This window comes from Legionella sp. W05-934-2 (assembly GCF_964199965.1).
GTDB lineage: Bacteria > Pseudomonadota > Gammaproteobacteria > Legionellales > Legionellaceae > JAFIFT01.
Window position 1 is genome coordinate 212,191 of sequence record NZ_CAXMZT010000004.1, and the last position, 15,498, is coordinate 227,688.

A 15,498-nucleotide genomic window follows, 5' to 3' on the forward strand; every position below is an offset into this window, starting at 1 on the left:
ATGAAAGCAGAAATTACTTTAAACCTTCGTACCCGTGAGGTGTATAAATTATTCGAGAGAAAAATTAGTGGGGATAGGCTATTTATTGATGTTATTTTGCATAAGATGAATATTGCCATTGGGCAAAGTCGTAAGCCAAATCCCATGGCTCTTAAGATGCTGAGCGAGATGGAACAACAACTCAATTCTCTAACTAATGCATTTGCATCTGAAATTAGACGATTTGAAGAATTGCTAGCTAAGAAAAAAGAGTTTAACGGCAAACAAATCAATTTTGTTGTGCAGTTTCATCCAAAGATTATTGTATGTAACCCTCTAAGTATTAAATTAGCTGAATTGATCGAGATTTATGACCAACTGATAGCAACTTTGAAATTACTCCGGCTTGCAGGATGCTTTGAGACTGATCAGGCATATTTTATCCATATGAAACAAAAACAAAAGCTCACTAACCAATCACTAAGCAAAATTATTTTGGGCTGAATGAATTGAATCCTCTTAGAATATGGCATTGAATTAATGTGAAGCCACTATATCTGACAATGCCATAAAAATTATTCAAAATCCCATGACTAAGTTGATGATTTGTTTTTCTCAAAATCTTGAAATATTGCTTCTGCTTTTTTCTGCTGTTCAAAAAGTTTGCAATAATGCTCTCGCATAGAAGCATCTTTGGCATTTTTACACAACTGTTTAAATGTTTCTATATTCGTACTTTCTTGAGCTGGATTTGCAAAAATCATCGTAGGGAAACACAACAAAATAAAAATCAATTTTTTCACAATTACATCCTTAATAAATAAAACAACACTCCAAACAAGATTGTAAATAATCCTGCTCCGCTAGAATAATATAATGCATTTACTAGCACAACATTAACATTTGAGTGCATCGAAACTGTACTATTTCGGAATTAATTAAAAAGAAACTATTCTGATAGCAGTTCTAAAATTTTAGGAATCCAAGTTTCTTGATACCACAACCACTGATTATTAACGACTAATTCTCCATATTGCTTTGCCTGTATATTCCGTGTACTAGCATCTTTCCACAATCTTTTCCATAAATTTTGATGAGCTGTTTTGTCAAAATTCTTCCCCTGTTTTTTAATAATATCTATTACCTCATTTTGAGTTAGTTTTTTATATTGTTTGTATTTAAAGAGAATATTATCAATCGCCATTCCACTGGCTGATTTTTCATCAATAAATCGGTAAGCTCTATCAGCTTGATTTTCATGATTGGTATTTATCCGCATATAAAAGACTCGATAACTATATCTTGAATCGGTTAAAGAATCACAATCTGTTTCATAATCTGAAATAAAATCCAATAGATTTTTAGGCAATTCTTTTTTTTCTATTAGTTCATCAACTTGACCTTCACCAAAAGAAAACAGTTGTAATGCGATCGGAGTAATTTTCTCAAGCCCATAGTCATTCCCAAATAAATTCTTCAATGTAGAATTATAATTTATGCAACACGCTTGGAATTTTGCGCTAAAAAACGAATCAATTTTACTTGTCATTTGATGCTCAATTTCATGCCTAATTCCAATCAAGAATAACAAATTATCTTTGATGGCTTTCTCTAAAGGACAATTCTCATGGTTTAAACACTTTTCTAATTCCCAATATTTATAGGCACCATGTTTAGTTTTGATAAATAATTTTCTGGATTTTGGACTGTTATAATATCGATATTCAATATTATTTTTTCTGAAATAAGCATGTAAAAGATATGTCCAAGCAATGTTCATCAGAACAATAAATGATTCTGATTTAAATGTTATAAGAGGATTATTGTAAAGCTGAATTGCGGCCAAAGCCGCCTCTTGTGATTTTTTTATTAACTCATTTTTAATTGAAAAAACTGACCGCTTCCTTTGTTTAGCCATAATTTATCCAACTAAATATTATCTTTATAGTTTAGATTAATATCTGACAAATAAATTTGCGGCTGCGTCACTGAGGATTTATCCGCAGTGACGCAGCCGAAGGACTGCGTAATTTTTCAATAAATTCAATATATTATTCCTGATTGAGCAATCGCGTGCAACGCGATTGCTCAAAATAATCAAATAAAATCACTTGTCCAACACAAATCGTTTTGCTAATGTAATATTAAGCATAACTGACGAGACCGGTGCGATTCCGGCGAAACCTTAACAGGTCTTATGCAATAGCCACTCTCATTCTCTAATCTTGTGGCAGAACGATAAGTCGAGAACAAAACACCATCTGTACTTCGCAGAACCTATTGCAATAAAAGCAATGCAATTCTTTGAGAATTGAACCTAACAATACCATTTCTGTATTGCTCATGCGCAACCATGGCTCGTATAGGCTTTGTTGTATTTAAAACATTAAAACCTAAGGAGGTCACCACCCTAAAACAAAGAAGTAGCATGTAATCAGGTCAATGTAAGTTTGAAGTTTAAAACTGATTTGCCCCTGAACTGAGCCTTGAGGCTATATGCCTGGTACTGCAACCTTGCAGGCCGCTCTACCAACACTAAACAAATACCAGGGCAAATAGTTTTAGAGGTTTATAGATGAGAAAAAATCAGCTCAGACAACAAGTAGATCATTATTGTTATCATGATCACACCGGTTCATTCCGTGCTAAAAAGCACCGACATTTTGTATTACACAAAATGATTCGTGATTTATATCATATTGGGCATGTTCCCCCAAAATGGCATGGGGTTACTCATGATCATATTATGCAACTTGTTGGACATTGGCAAAAAGAGCAGATCAAGCCCAAAACCATCATGAAGTATATGACCATCATTCGTAGATTTTTTCAGAGCATTGACCATACAATCCCTGACATTAGTAATCAACATTTGAGAATTAAAAGCGCTAATCTTCGCGCCAAGACAATCCACCTTCCAAATAATAGTTTTGAAACGATAAAAAATCCTATTGCAAAAATATTGCTCGAATTCCAAATTTATTTTGGATTAACGCTCAGCGAAGCAATGCGTCTAAATCCTGCCATTCATATCCAGGAAAATTCACTTTGGATTACAAGAGACATTGCCACAAACAGCCATGACCGGAGGATTCCTGTTAGAAATGATATGCAAGCTGAAATAAATAACTCACTTCAAAAACTATGCAAAGAGCAAAGTTTGATTTTAACTTATGGGTATCATTCTGTACGAGGTGCGTACAGTCATGAAATGAAAAAAATAGGTCTCCCATCATCAAAGAGCTACCGCTGTTTTTATGCCAAGAATATGTATCCAAAACTGAGTCAAGTCTTATCCCCTTACTTGGCTAAACAAACCATCATGCGTGAAATGGGGCTACAATCCAGACGCACGTTGTGGAGTTATCTGCATGAGTAATACAAAATTGCGTTCGGCAAAATTTTCAATCAACGAATTGGTTAAAAAAGCATATGGCCATTCCTATGCCAGCCAATCAGACATGCGTCATATGCTCTTTCGATGTGTGAAAGATTTACATGAGCTTGGCTATAAAATTGGCCATATAAAAGGATTAAAAGCAAAACATATCTACGTGCTCATAGATCACTGGAAATCTGAAGGAAAAAACCCAGGAACAATTAAAAACTACATGGCCAAACTACGCAAAGCAGCCTGTCTGTTGGATAATCCCAAACTTATTAAGCCAGAAAATAGTGCATACAACATCAGCCAACGCTCTTATGTATCCTCAATCAACAAGGCGATTCATCATATTGATTTAAATAAGTGCACCGATCCTTACATTAGATTATCCCTTGAAGGCCAAATGCTCTTTGGCTTAAGGCGTGAAGAATCCATGAAATTCACACTAAGCGAAGCACACCATGAAGATAGCTTGATCATTAAACCCAGTTGGACAAAAGGAGGTATAGGCAGAACATTAAACATCACAAATGAAGCACAACGTCAATGGTTAACGAAGGTTTCTCAGTTAGTTCGTACAGGAGAATCTCTCATCCCATCAAATAGGACCTATAAGCAGCACTTAAGTCAGTATGAAGAGCAAGCTAAATCTATGGGAGTTAGTAAATTGCATGGATTAAGACATGCCTACGCCCAGAAACGATATAGAGAACTCACTAAATTATTTGATCCACAAAGCCAAGGAATGCCATGTCCATTTGAAGGTGGAAAAAAATTCAACGCCATGAATCCAATAGAAAAAGCCATAGATAGAAAGGCACGTCAAATGATTAGCCTCGAATTAGGGCACTCTCGCCTGTCGATCACAAGGATCTATTGCGGCTGAAAATCAATCAAAACGTGTTTTAAATTTAAAAATAAAACACGTTTTGATTGATTTGCTTGTTATAATAGTTTAGAGTACTAGGTATATAACACAACTGAAGAGCCAGTGAGAGTCTGGCGAAACCCAATTGGTCTTGTGAAAAGCCACTATCATTCCCTAATCTTGTGGCAGAACGTTAAGTCGGGAACCTCAGTTTCGATCACTGATCACCCACCAGGGTGAAACCACATTAAAACCTCTTGTTTTAAACCTTTTTATCCATTCGCAATTATTCTTTGCGAACGGCTGCTCTTTAAAAATTAGGCGAATCAACCAGACTTGTTGTAATCAAATATGGATAACTCATTTTTTAATCATCTGGGAAATACTTCCCTGATGGGATGGTTTTCCCAATTTTTGGAGAAAACCATGAAAAATGTGAATTTTACCATCCCAAGAAAGGAATACGTATTTTTTGATTTAGCTTGTTGCATCAATGAACTTAATACCTTGCGTCATGAGTTTTCGGCACAAGATATAGAGGAAATGAAACAGCTAAGCAAGAAATTGCATTCTCTTTTAGAGGATCAACATCCTCAATTCAGTTTAGTTTAACCCTAAGTAGGAGTGCTTATTTCTGCTTAGGGAGTAGCACTCCTTTTGCAAGGAGTCTTAAAAATGGATACACCTCAGATTTATGTTGCATGTCTTGCAGCTTATAACAATGGCATACTACACGGAGAATGGATTGATGCAACTCAAGATGCAAACACCATTTATGATGAAATTCATGAAATGTTGGCTAAAAGCCCCATTGAGGATGCAGAGGAATTTGCGATCCATGATTTTGAAGGATTTGGTGGTGCACAAATTGGTGAGTATGACAGCATCAATGATGTTGCGGAGCTTGCCTCCTTCATTATGAAGCATGGGGAATTAGGTGCTGAACTTTTTAGCTACTACTCTATTGAAGACGCAGAGAGGATGTTAGAGGAAAATTATCACGGAGCTTATGATAATGAAGTTGATTTCGCCCGTGCGCTTTTTGACGACTGCTACAGCAGTACAATACCGGAGGATTTGCTATTTTATTTTGATTATGAAGCTTTTGCGCGTGATCTATTTATAAGCGATTATTTTTCGGTAGAAGCAGATGGTCAAACGCATGTTTTTTATAATTACTAAGCCCCTTTTTTTGGGGCTTTTATTGCTATCTTGAGTTTAATTTTTCCACCGTTGCTATAGCTTGCTCGAAACCAGGTTTTTCTAACTGATAAACCATTTGCTCCAGAAAAAATCTCCAATGCTCTTCCCACTTTTTATCTGAGCGAAGGTAATGTAATGCTGATATTGATTTCTCATATACGCTATCAGAAGATTCACAGCCAAACATCTCCTGCTCTTTTTCTAAGACCTTTTCCAGTACAAGGTAATAATTTTCTGTAAGGCAATTTTGTTGCTGCAATTGATGAAGATCATACAAATGCCTGACTAAGTGCTTATCTGAGTCGCGCGCGGTTTGATTTGCATCTACGATTCGGCGTGACAATGCTACCCATTTTTCCGCTGCAGTTTCATCTAATGCAACGCAAGGCACTGGAAAATACTGGTGATCACACTCTGCATCGCCCAAAGTTACTTTAACCATTGAGGAAATGTTCCGCATTTCAGGATTTAACTCCAACGTACCAAGAAAACAATCAATGGCAATATGGGGCTTCAAATAAATAATGCCTTGAGCACCATCAAAGGAAGCACGAATACTCATATATCGTCCTTCATAAAAGACCTTAATATCCTGAGGTTGAACATTAAAGCCGGCATTAATTAATGATTCAACCAATGCACGCCGGAATAATCGCAACTCTCGTCGTCTTGCATCTTTACCTAAATTGAGACAAGCAGGCTTAGAAATTACTCGGAAATCGATATCCTCCGAGAGTCTGCTTATCACTCCATAACCTTTAGAAAGACTAGTACCCCCTTGAAATACCAACTCAAAATAATCATTAGATATTCCAACTAATAAACGAATTGCTTTTGTAACGAAATAATCTTTGCGAATAAAATCTGCGGGCAATCCTAAGATAATAGCAGTTTGACGAATTTGCTTTTCATTTAATTCACCTGGCATTTATACCACCTTCAAAAATCAGTTTCCTACCCTCTGCATGAATAGAACCACGATATCGACTTTTTAATCGCACACTAAAAACAGCTGGTACCTGGGTAGTTTTCCCCGCATTATAATCGCGGATAGCACTTCCTAATTCCCATTTAATTCCTAATTTATCTAGCGCCTCTGTTACAACTGTTTCAAAGGGCTCTGTTAGTACAGCTTGTATCTTTCTACCAGGGATACTCATAGGCTCAGCTTTGGCAAATAAGCCGTGTGCAATTTTAATGATAATGCCCTCGTCCATAAAAGTACGCAGTGCACGATTTAATCTTAATTGTGATTGATTAGAATGATCTTGTATTAAATCACTCCTTGAAAATACATGGCTGGTGATACGATCAATTTTTTTTCTTAATTCATCACGAAAAGTATTATTGTAATGGTTTTTCCTGTTCATAACTGATTACCATAACGTCATAAATAGTCATTTTTATTATAGCACAATATTACGTCACAAATAGTCATTTTAATAAATAATTGATAATTTACCTCACAAGAAGCTAAAATAGCCTCGCGTGAGATTTGCGTGTTTGAGTACGACGCAGTACGCCATAATACGCCATTTGTAGTGGTTGTTACGCAGCAAATTTCATAATAAAATCAAGTGGTTAAAATAGAGATTGATGGCTCATAATCCGTTGGTCCTAGGTTCGAGTCCTAGTGGGCCCACCAATAAAATCAAGCACTTACGGTGCTTTTCAAAAAACTCGAAAAATTCATGTAGACGCAATGTAGACAGATAAATATGGCAACTATTCACAACTGAAGCTAGTTGTACACTATGGAAAATAAATCAAGTAACAACTCGTATTGATATAAAAAGGAACTTAACAATGAACCAAAAAAACCTAGCAATCTTAGGTCTCGCTATCACAATATCAACCCTTCCTTGCTCTTTAACCTTTGCAAAGAAGATTTATCCCGCTGAAATTATGGGAAGAGATTTACTCATCCCAGGACTTGGATGGGCTGGCCATGTAGGTATTTCCACAACTTATATGATGTCTCCAAAAGGCATGGAAAAAAATGCTGATCAAGTAATAGAAGTACTAAATGAAAACCCAGTCGGTCAAATCAACTCTATCAGTAATTTTAAATCTCGCTCAAAATATTGGGGAAGTAAATATGGGGTAGCAGACAGAGGTGTGATTGGTTATAACATACTCGTTGAAGCAAACCATCAACGTTGGTGGTGCCCAAAATACACAAACGATACTAAATATCACATTGGTCGGGGTGTGCCAACAACTGGAGACATTCTGGAATGTGGTACTTGGCGATGTGATACTTATGCATGGTGGGCATTCTACAGTCAAGGTTTAGATACGATGCCTGGACGTGTTTGGTTACCAAAAAAATTATTTGATTATTTCCCCCGCTTTAATGATGAAAGATTAATAGACGAGCAAACTGAACGGAATCCAGACATTGTACCGAATAAATCATTAGAGAATGTTACGGCGGAAGAACTTAATGATATGCTATATGAGGAATTCCAAATGATTATGGACGCTCCCCCAGTTCACTATGTGACCTCACCATCAACTGTTCAAATGCAATTTGCACATAATTCAAATTTAAATGATGTTAAACGTGGAATTATGATTGATAGGCTTATTGCTGATGACGCTGAACCTGACTTGGTTAGGAAGTTATTAAACTTGTATAACGAGACAAAAAACGTAGAAGTGAAAAATAAAATTGTTCAGGGTTTAATGACTTATAACCAGCGACATAGAAATGTTCAGTCTTATATCAATAATGACAAGCCTCTGTTAAAAGCTTTCTTTGCAGAGTTACTGTCTTCCAAATCCTTAAATCCTAAAATGGCTGATGACGTTATAAGAGGCTTTATCGATACTCACTCTACTGAAGAAATCATGGCCAACTTAGACAAGATAAATAAATTGTTACCCACTGTCGGCCATTATTCTTCTATCATGTTGAAGTACACATTAGTGCACAAGTCTAAAGAACTTCAAAAAATCTATATCAAGTCGATTGTGGAAGAGCTTAGGGAAGCTAACAATTCTGATTTAGATAGCTATTTCTTTGGGCCATTATCCATTGGGTATCAAGGCTCAGGGAAGAATCTGCTTGAACCTGAGTCTAAGCAAATTGTCGCTGACTATTTAAAGGAAGTTCGACACAAATACACTTCTCAGGCCATCAAGGCCAACCCCAAAGACACTCACCGTGCAACAACTGCCCCCTACTATTTTGAATTAATCAAATACATGGGTAAATAAAATTTATTGCGCCAGGAATTATTCTGGCGCTAAAAACGTATCTATCAATATTTAGCCTGTTTTTGAGCTAGTGGAAAATTATTCAATATCGAAGATATGCCAGCAAATAAAGCTATAAATCCTTTGAAAATCAAATCTGATCATTATAATGGCTTCGTATAGAAAGTAAAAAATCTATTAGTGCTGAATTTCATTTAAAGACTATTTAACTATTCTGCGTCACTGCATATTCTGTGCAGTGACGCATAAAACCACCTTTTAATTTTATATTTAAAATCAAAAGATTAAGACCTCTTGTTCAGAAGCGCTCAACGCGTTTGAACAAGAAATGATAGTAAATCGGTAATTTCTCCGAAAATAAATGATGACATTACACTGTTATCAAAAATGGCGGGGACAATGGGGACAAGTGGGTCACCCGCGTCATTACTGGGCTATCGTCGCCCCCACCTCAAATTTTCTTCGTGGGGCACAGGGGACATTTTAAGATGAAATTGGCATCAACGATCATGATATAACTCTTTCTCTTTGCTAAAGATATTTTTAATCTTTTGATAAAGCTCTAGATTTTGACTTTTAACTTGATTGGCAACGGTCTTATTAGTAAGTAACTCTTGAGACATAGCCTTAATTTGTTTATCAGCCTTTTCGGCATAGTAACCCATCTTATGTTGTCGTTTCTTGATTAGTACTTCAAGCTCCTCAATTTGAGGGAAGTCTTTTTTCAAATTTGTATAAGATTTATCAGCCACTTTCTGATCTATGTTAATAGAATGTTTTGAATCTTTTGCCAATGCTACCTGTTTAGCATTAATTTTTGCTTGGCCGATATCCTGAAAATGCTCCTGTTGCCTTGCTTTCAAAATATAAGCTTCATAATTAACAACATAGTTATAAGCCTGTTTTATCTTATGCCCTACTCCTGCAATATGGTTCACAGCTTTACCAATCAATGAATCAGAATCAAAACCTGCTCGAGTAGCAAAATCCAAAGGCCAATCAATCACATTATCTTTGGTACTGCTACGAGATAGAGTTCGTTTGAGTGCCTGCTCTGTTGGGTGATTTTCTTTATCAGCATAAATATTCAAACTGTCTTTATGCCGAGTCATGGCAACAAAGCTTAAGTTTCTATCCCAATATTTACTATCTATTAGTACCCGAACCTTTTTAGCAGTCATTCCCTGTGATTTATGAACGGTTAAAGCATAGGCATAATCAAGTGCCTGATAGTCTTTAGGAATCGTTAGTATTTCCTTGCTATCAAGTTGTACTTGCATGTGTTGCTCTGTTACTGATTTGACTGTTGCGGTATCACCATTACGAACCCCAAGCGCTTTATTATTTTCTCTAAATAACAATCGTTCGCCTGTAGAAATACTTAAGCCTCGCTCCAGGCCTTGATAAGATATATTTTCCTGACCAATTTTATTTTCAGCTATTAATGCTTCTCTGGCTTGGTCATTTAGATGATTAACAGCTTTTCGGGTAAATGACAGCATGATGGTGTCAGCAATATCGGTTGTCTCAAGGTCTTTTTTCCAGTCTGCAACCACTTGCTTAGTGGCTTGCAAAGTCGTATTAGAAACCGATATTGCACCCTTATCTTGGTAATGCTGAATCGCTTTGTCGATATCCCCTCTAGCTAAATCTAGACTTGCTTGCCTGTCACCAGCATCTTGTTGGCGTTTGATATTTTCCAGTTCTATATAACCAGTACGAGAAGCAATGCCTCTGAAAATCTCACCTTTTTGAATAGGCTTTAGTTGTTCTGGGTCACCAATCAACACAACCTTAGCACCTGCCTTTTTAGCCTCTTTAATCAGATAAGACATATTAGGCCTAGCGCTCCGGAACTTGCGCCCTGACGCAAAAATTTAAAGTATCAGACCGGAAAATCCCCGATAACATCATTATATTTATCCTGTGCATCGGCCAAGCTTAGTTTGGAATAGATTTCCAGAGAATCTCTTTTTGCATGACCTGAGTAGGGTTGAATAAAAGCATCATCGATATTTTTCTTCTTAAGCCAGGTAAATAAAAAATGTCTTAGCTTATGAGGAGAGATAGAGCGCTCAATACCAGCAAGTTTAGTATATCTCATTAGGATTTTCCTAATTCCACGATCCGTATAATGGCGGCGAAATCCTGACTCAAATAAAAAAAGCCTGTTTTCATTTTTATATTGCTTTATATGGAGTGCTAAAGTTTCTTTAAACGCTGGTGAAAAAGGGACAACTCTATCTTTTTTCCCTTTACCCTGATTAATTTTAATCCGGCAATTAGTTAGATCAACATCAGATAATTGTATATTAATTAATTCACTAACCCTGATGCCTGTATAAAGTAATACCTTAACAATAAGCACAGGAATAATATCGTGAGATTCCCAAACTGCTTTGTAAAAAAGCCTGATTTCCTCTTCATTGGGTACATAGGGTAACCGTTTGGGTGTTGTAGTTACCTCGATATTGAGATTTTCTCTTACAAACCGGAATACGTCTCGAAGATAATCATAATTAGGATTTTGTGCCTTAAGCAAATTTGAAACCTTTTGCGCCATTTTTTTAGCTGATATTCGTTCCATTATGCAGCCACCTTATAATTAAGGTGGGGCAACCGTGTTGATAAATCTAAAGGAAATAGACCATATGGGTTAACATGCTCATAAATCAGAGGAGTTAATGCCCTTTTATCCTCCTTTGTTAATTTATTTTGTAACCCATGTTCTTCTATTATTTGTTGAATCATTAAGGTATTGATATATACCATCGATAGTTGTAAAAGATGTAAAGACAATACAGATAAGGTTTGTGCTTTCTCATGGTTAGAAGAAATTTCACCCGATCGGCCATAAAAAATGAACTTGGCAACCCCATTCCAAAGCTCAACTACATTTAATCCCTCTTGAATTTCCTGTCTGATAGACTCATCCATTAAGTAGTTACAAATGAAGATGGTTTTTAATACCTTTCCTAATTGTGATAATGCCAAATATGTTGGGTGTTTCAGGGTGTTTCAGGTTGTTTTGATTAAAACGCCTGAGAATGGATTCTGGATCGGCATGGCCAGCTTTCATTGCAGCGGTATATTTTACAATCTGGCTGTATTGCTCTTTAATTAATTGCCAATTGATGGTGTCTGTCAGAACTGCCTGTAGATTTTTATACTTTTTATAATCGCCAAGTTCACATTGTGCCAGTTTTTGTTTATTTAAATTAGCAAGCCGAGGCATTAAAGAAAATCCCAAAAGGTGTGAAAAAGCAAAACCAACTTCACTTTGACCATGGGTATCAACATAACTCTTTTGAACCGACATTTCCGTACAATGTCTTAATATACCTTCAATCATGGCAGAAACTTCTGAGCTTGATACGCTTTTTAATTGTGAATGAATACAACAGGCATTTTTTTCCACATGCCAGTAAATCATCACGCCTCTCCCTCCGTATCGATTATGGTACTCAGAAATTAAATTTTGAAAATAAGCAGAAAATTGAGTTGAATCACCGGCAATGGCTATGGGCATGCCACCCCATATCTCTTCTAATCTGATTTTAAATAATGCATTCGCCACTTTACTTAGCGCATTTTTTAAATTGTCGGTCGATAAAAAGTAGTTTTTAATGTGTCGAAGCTGATGTTCACTCACATGAGTGTTTCCGGCGCACATGTGTTTTAACCCAACATTTGTTCCCATCCCATAGATAGCAAGCAAAATCCTTTCTGAAATTTCATTAGGCTTTAAATAGATTTTTTCGCCATAGGAAACAAAATCACGGGTAAACTGGTTTTCTAAATCGACTTCTTTCATTATGTCAATGAGATTGGTTCCTTCCCATGTTTCTTGTAGATGTTTTTTTATCATTCCAATGTTACTGGATTCTGCCTGAGGTGTAAGTGGCGTTACAATAATGCGGCCACCATTTTTAGAGCTGATCCGAACTTTTGCATTTTGGGGAATATTGTTATTTAAAGCAGCTAATGCACTTGTTAATTTCTGCTTTAACTGCTCAATAAATACATCGCCATCAAGAGGTAAAGAAAGATCATTAAAATACATTTCTTTACTTTCTTCAAAATTATTCGGCAAGTCCTCATCTGGATTTCGATGCTTAAATGATCCTTCAATCCATATTTCACGACATCTAATCCTGTCAGCAAGTTTTTTTAACACATAGACTTCATAACAAATGCGTTTAATTTTACCAGTAGTTGGATCAACAATTCGTTTTTTCCATTTGCCTGGCAAGCAATCCATAGGTATATCTTCATTGTCTGGAAAATAAACTTTGTTGCTGTCAAAATATTTTTTGATAAGTAGCAATGCATCGAGTATTGGTTGATGTTCAGAGTTGTTGGAACGAAAAACCACATTTTCTAATAAGGGTTGAACCATGCGGCGATAATAAGTCGCATAAGAACTTCTGATCTGTTGGTGCAGTAAGCTCTGATATTTTGGTCCTTTTTTCTTATATTCTTCGATGATGATTTTTAACTTATCCTGACCAACGATAGGAAAAATATTATCTCGGATAGTTCCGTCTGGCTGCTCTAAGCATGCTTCAGCTATATTAAATAGGATAGTATCTTTGCTATAGACTTTTTTTACATCATTGATGAGCTTTCTAACCACACGTTTTTCTGATTTATGAATCACATTACGGATGATACGGTTAAACATATCGATTGTTTTATCGATAACGTCCTCTTTTCTTGCATGACAATGAATAAGTAAATGGGCGCATCGCTTATTATCATTCATTTGTTTCAAATCACTTGGATTTAAGCGTGTAAATGCTTCTGAATAATGAACGATCCTTTTTCTTGGAATTTCTCGAATCGCAGCTAGATCAAAGTTAAATCGATTCAAAATGGATAGTTGTTCCACTAAATTCAATATTGAATCAAGTGATGGATTATTAATTTCTTTGTTTATCCAGCCCAAATATGACAAACCCTCTTTGTAAGGTAATAATAACCCATTTAACTGTGCTTCATCTTCTGTAGATAAAGTATTCTTTAATTTTTCAAATAATTCGTTCTCAAACGCATTAGTAGCACCAAGAATAACTCGTGCCATTGTTTTTTCTTTAAATGACTCAATCCCTTTTTCTTTTAGATGCTGTATTGCCTGGCTTCTAATTTGTTCATCAGCCAGGTAATGTGCGGGCAAAAGCTCATCTTTTATCCATACTTCAAGTTCTTTATAATGTGTTTTCTTAGAGAATGAAGTTTTAAAATATTTTCTAATCAACGACATATAATTGTCATAAGTTCTTGATGATACCTCACTAATAATAGGTGGAATATTAAGCTGGCTGGCAACTCGGTTTATTAGATGAACAGGTAACTTAGTTAAGTCATAGATGAATTGATGACTTTTTTGATAATACTTAAAAAGCAAAGCGAATGCTAATTGCTTACTTGTATGCCTTGTCTTAATAAAGCCAATTTCTTCTTGGCTTAAATCAAATTCATTTATTGTTAAATCCATGACACTTATTTCACCAGTTCCTAGAATAGCCAGAGTCGGAACTCAACAAGCTATTTATAATAAAAATTTATGTTGTAATGTACTCAAAACAGATGATATTATCAACCACAAAAACAAAATAGGAACCAAAGGTTTCAGTCAAGAGGGTTTAAAATGAATACTGAAAAAATTTTTTCATATGGAACATTACAGTATGAAAGTGTACAGATAGCTAATTTTGGTCGTAAACTTAACGGAAGCAAAGATATTCTATCAAAATTTGAGTTGTCAACGTTAGAAATTCAAAATCCTAATGTTATTGCTGCAAGCGGCGAAAATATACATCCCATTATAAACTACACCGGAAATCCTGAGCACCAAGTAACAGGAATGGTTTTTAACATAAGTCAGAAAGAGTTAATGCAAGCTGATTCTTACGAAGTATCAGATTATAAACGAATTAAAGTCCGTCTTGATTCTGGTGCTCTTGCATGGGTCTACGTAAGCGCTGAATTGGAAACAGAATATACTATTGAAAGTAATTTAAATGAACTTAGTGCACCTACCATGTTATAAAGGATAAATATGCCTCATTTAATTATAATTGGAGGTCCTAATGGAGCTGGAAAATCAACAGCAGCACCTGCTTTATTAAAGGAAGCTTTGCATCTAGATAATTTTGTGAATGCAGATGTTATTGCTCAAGGCCTCTGCGCATACCAGCCTGAAAAAGCTGCAATTCAAGCAGGGAGAATTATGTTAGATCGTATCCATACTCTCGCTAGTGAAAAAGCTGATTTTGCATTTGAAACCACCTTAGCCAGCAGAACTTTCGCCACTTGGATACCTAATTTACAAAAACAAGGATATCAATTTCATTTAGTTTTTTTTTGGCTTAAGTCAGTCGAGCTTGCCATTTTCAGAGTGAATGAGCGGATCAAAACAGGAGGCCATTCTGTACCAGAAGAAACTATCAGGCGTCGATATATCTCAGGATTAAAGAATTTTTATAATTTATATAGTCCACTCGCTGATTCATGGCAATTCTATGATAACTCGGATGCGAGCCAGCTTCATCTTATTGCATCAAAAAAAATCAAAAATGATCCTATTATTAAAGATATAGAATTATGGAAACAACTTCTGGAGATTTCCAATGAAAAAAGATAAGAATGTCAATGACAGTATTTCAAAAATTCTCAATAATCCATCCAAGGTCACAAAAATTATTCAGTCAGGTATCCAAGATGCTTTGTTAAAACATAAACAGGCAGGCAATCGGATATGTGAGTTGCGTGATAATAAAATTGTTTGGATATCAGCTGAGCAAATTGTAATTAATAAGTAAATCTGCGATTCGCGATA

Annotated in this window: 17 protein-coding genes; 9 read left to right on the forward strand and 8 right to left on the reverse strand. The window is 35.8% G+C overall.

The window, feature by feature from the left end; genetic code table 11:
- Entirely contained in the window at positions 1 to 483 is a 483-nt protein-coding gene (locus AB3348_RS06270) for an AcaB family transcriptional regulator (RefSeq protein ID WP_061504366.1), read from the forward strand.
- A gap of 89 nt (positions 484 to 572) precedes the next feature.
- Here the strand turns inward: AB3348_RS06270 and AB3348_RS06275 are convergent, their stop codons facing one another.
- Both AB3348_RS06275 and AB3348_RS06280 read right to left on the reverse strand, forming a co-directional pair.
- Positions 573 to 782, reverse strand: coding sequence for a hypothetical protein (locus tag AB3348_RS06275; protein WP_061504367.1), 210 nt, complete (start codon positions 780 to 782; stop codon positions 573 to 575).
- Positions 783 to 928: 146 nt separating this feature from the next.
- Complete coding sequence (locus AB3348_RS06280) at positions 929 to 1,897, reverse strand: DUF3644 domain-containing protein (RefSeq protein WP_367606717.1); 969 nt, start codon at positions 1,895 to 1,897, stop codon at positions 929 to 931.
- 657 nt (positions 1,898 to 2,554) lie between these two features.
- Between AB3348_RS06280 and AB3348_RS06285 the strand changes: the two genes are divergently transcribed.
- The 4 genes from AB3348_RS06285 to AB3348_RS06300 all read left to right on the forward strand — a co-directional run bounded on the left by AB3348_RS06285 (position 2,555) and on the right by AB3348_RS06300 (position 5,414).
- Positions 2,555 to 3,358 (forward strand): phage integrase N-terminal domain-containing protein, encoded by an 804-nt coding sequence (locus AB3348_RS06285; protein ID WP_367606718.1) that lies wholly within the window; start codon positions 2,555 to 2,557, stop codon positions 3,356 to 3,358.
- A complete protein-coding gene (locus AB3348_RS06290) occupies positions 3,351 to 4,250 on the forward strand; it encodes a phage integrase N-terminal domain-containing protein (protein WP_367606719.1) in 900 nt (299 codons plus the stop codon). Before AB3348_RS06285 ends, AB3348_RS06290 begins: the two co-directional genes overlap by 8 nt.
- A gap of 333 nt (positions 4,251 to 4,583) precedes the next feature.
- Positions 4,584 to 4,844: a hypothetical protein gene (locus AB3348_RS06295; protein WP_367606720.1), complete on the forward strand. Its 261-nt coding sequence runs from the start codon at positions 4,584 to 4,586 to the stop codon at positions 4,842 to 4,844.
- Positions 4,845 to 4,907: 63 nt separating this feature from the next.
- A complete protein-coding gene (locus tag AB3348_RS06300; RefSeq protein WP_367606721.1) occupies positions 4,908 to 5,414 on the forward strand; it encodes an antirestriction protein ArdA in 507 nt (168 codons plus the stop codon).
- A gap of 25 nt (positions 5,415 to 5,439) precedes the next feature.
- Here the strand turns inward: AB3348_RS06300 and AB3348_RS06305 are convergent, their stop codons facing one another.
- Together AB3348_RS06305 and AB3348_RS06310 are read right to left on the reverse strand one after the other, a co-directional pair.
- Positions 5,440 to 6,363 (reverse strand): nucleotidyl transferase AbiEii/AbiGii toxin family protein, encoded by a 924-nt coding sequence (locus tag AB3348_RS06305; protein ID WP_367606722.1) that lies wholly within the window; start codon positions 6,361 to 6,363, stop codon positions 5,440 to 5,442.
- A complete protein-coding gene (locus tag AB3348_RS06310) occupies positions 6,353 to 6,805 on the reverse strand; it encodes a hypothetical protein (RefSeq protein ID WP_367606724.1) in 453 nt (150 codons plus the stop codon). Before AB3348_RS06310 ends, AB3348_RS06305 begins: the two co-directional genes overlap by 11 nt.
- A 436-nt stretch (positions 6,806 to 7,241) precedes the next feature.
- On the opposite strand from AB3348_RS06310, the gene AB3348_RS06315 reads away from it, so the two are divergent.
- The gene (locus tag AB3348_RS06315; RefSeq protein ID WP_367606725.1) at positions 7,242 to 8,657 is read left to right on the forward strand and encodes a hypothetical protein; all 1,416 of its coding nucleotides are present in this window, start codon (positions 7,242 to 7,244) and stop codon (positions 8,655 to 8,657) included.
- A gap of 500 nt (positions 8,658 to 9,157) precedes the next feature.
- Here AB3348_RS06315 and AB3348_RS06320 read toward each other — a convergent pair whose 3' ends face one another.
- From AB3348_RS06320 to AB3348_RS06335, 4 genes are read right to left on the reverse strand one after another with little or no spacing between them, the layout of a single operon-like run.
- The gene (locus tag AB3348_RS06320) at positions 9,158 to 10,492 is read right to left on the reverse strand and encodes an AAA family ATPase (protein ID WP_367606726.1); all 1,335 of its coding nucleotides are present in this window, start codon (positions 10,490 to 10,492) and stop codon (positions 9,158 to 9,160) included.
- A 50-nt stretch (positions 10,493 to 10,542) separates the two neighbouring features.
- The gene (locus AB3348_RS06325; protein ID WP_367606727.1) at positions 10,543 to 11,244 is read right to left on the reverse strand and encodes a tyrosine-type recombinase/integrase; all 702 of its coding nucleotides are present in this window, start codon (positions 11,242 to 11,244) and stop codon (positions 10,543 to 10,545) included.
- On the reverse strand, positions 11,244 to 11,651 hold the full coding sequence (locus AB3348_RS06330; RefSeq protein ID WP_367606728.1) for a Tn3 family transposase: 408 nt from the start codon (positions 11,649 to 11,651) through the stop codon (positions 11,244 to 11,246). The genes AB3348_RS06325 and AB3348_RS06330 overlap by 1 nt, the downstream gene beginning before the upstream one ends.
- A complete protein-coding gene (locus tag AB3348_RS06335) occupies positions 11,602 to 14,154 on the reverse strand; it encodes a Tn3 family transposase (RefSeq protein WP_367606729.1) in 2,553 nt (850 codons plus the stop codon). Before AB3348_RS06335 ends, AB3348_RS06330 begins: the two co-directional genes overlap by 50 nt.
- 153 nt (positions 14,155 to 14,307) lie before the next feature.
- On the opposite strand from AB3348_RS06335, the gene AB3348_RS06340 reads away from it, so the two are divergent.
- From AB3348_RS06340 to AB3348_RS06350, 3 genes are read left to right on the forward strand one after another with little or no spacing between them, the layout of a single operon-like run.
- Positions 14,308 to 14,709, forward strand: a complete 402-nt coding sequence (locus tag AB3348_RS06340; RefSeq protein ID WP_367606730.1) for a gamma-glutamylcyclotransferase family protein — start codon at positions 14,308 to 14,310, stop codon at positions 14,707 to 14,709.
- Positions 14,710 to 14,718: 9 nt separating this feature from the next.
- A complete protein-coding gene (locus AB3348_RS06345; protein WP_367606731.1) occupies positions 14,719 to 15,303 on the forward strand; it encodes a zeta toxin family protein in 585 nt (194 codons plus the stop codon).
- Positions 15,290 to 15,481 (forward strand): hypothetical protein, encoded by a 192-nt coding sequence (locus AB3348_RS06350; RefSeq protein WP_367606732.1) that lies wholly within the window; start codon positions 15,290 to 15,292, stop codon positions 15,479 to 15,481. Before AB3348_RS06345 ends, AB3348_RS06350 begins: the two co-directional genes overlap by 14 nt.
- Positions 15,482 to 15,498: the final 17 nt, after the last annotated feature.

What these genes read in the sequence shown, in the direction of transcription:
- AB3348_RS06270 (WP_061504366.1), top strand. Translation starts at nt 1, where the DNA reads ATGAAAGCAGAAATTACTTTAAACCTTCGTACCCGTGAGGTGTATAAA.
- AB3348_RS06280 (WP_367606717.1), bottom strand. Translation starts at nt 1,897, where the DNA reads ATGGCTAAACAAAGGAAGCGGTCAGTTTTTTCAATTAAAAATGAGTTA.
- AB3348_RS06285 (WP_367606718.1), top strand. Translation starts at nt 2,555, where the DNA reads ATGAGAAAAAATCAGCTCAGACAACAAGTAGATCATTATTGTTATCAT.
- AB3348_RS06290 (WP_367606719.1), top strand. Translation starts at nt 3,351, where the DNA reads ATGAGTAATACAAAATTGCGTTCGGCAAAATTTTCAATCAACGAATTG.
- AB3348_RS06295 (WP_367606720.1), top strand. Translation starts at nt 4,584, where the DNA reads ATGGATAACTCATTTTTTAATCATCTGGGAAATACTTCCCTGATGGGA.
- AB3348_RS06300 (WP_367606721.1), top strand. Translation starts at nt 4,908, where the DNA reads ATGGATACACCTCAGATTTATGTTGCATGTCTTGCAGCTTATAACAAT.
- AB3348_RS06305 (WP_367606722.1), bottom strand. Translation starts at nt 6,363, where the DNA reads ATGCCAGGTGAATTAAATGAAAAGCAAATTCGTCAAACTGCTATTATC.
- AB3348_RS06310 (WP_367606724.1), bottom strand. Translation starts at nt 6,805, where the DNA reads ATGAACAGGAAAAACCATTACAATAATACTTTTCGTGATGAATTAAGA.
- AB3348_RS06315 (WP_367606725.1), top strand. Translation starts at nt 7,242, where the DNA reads ATGAACCAAAAAAACCTAGCAATCTTAGGTCTCGCTATCACAATATCA.
- AB3348_RS06320 (WP_367606726.1), bottom strand. Translation starts at nt 10,492, where the DNA reads ATGTCTTATCTGATTAAAGAGGCTAAAAAGGCAGGTGCTAAGGTTGTG.
- AB3348_RS06325 (WP_367606727.1), bottom strand. Translation starts at nt 11,244, where the DNA reads ATGGAACGAATATCAGCTAAAAAAATGGCGCAAAAGGTTTCAAATTTG.
- AB3348_RS06335 (WP_367606729.1), bottom strand. Translation starts at nt 14,154, where the DNA reads ATGGATTTAACAATAAATGAATTTGATTTAAGCCAAGAAGAAATTGGC.
- AB3348_RS06340 (WP_367606730.1), top strand. Translation starts at nt 14,308, where the DNA reads ATGAATACTGAAAAAATTTTTTCATATGGAACATTACAGTATGAAAGT.
- AB3348_RS06345 (WP_367606731.1), top strand. Translation starts at nt 14,719, where the DNA reads ATGCCTCATTTAATTATAATTGGAGGTCCTAATGGAGCTGGAAAATCA.
- AB3348_RS06350 (WP_367606732.1), top strand. Translation starts at nt 15,290, where the DNA reads ATGAAAAAAGATAAGAATGTCAATGACAGTATTTCAAAAATTCTCAAT.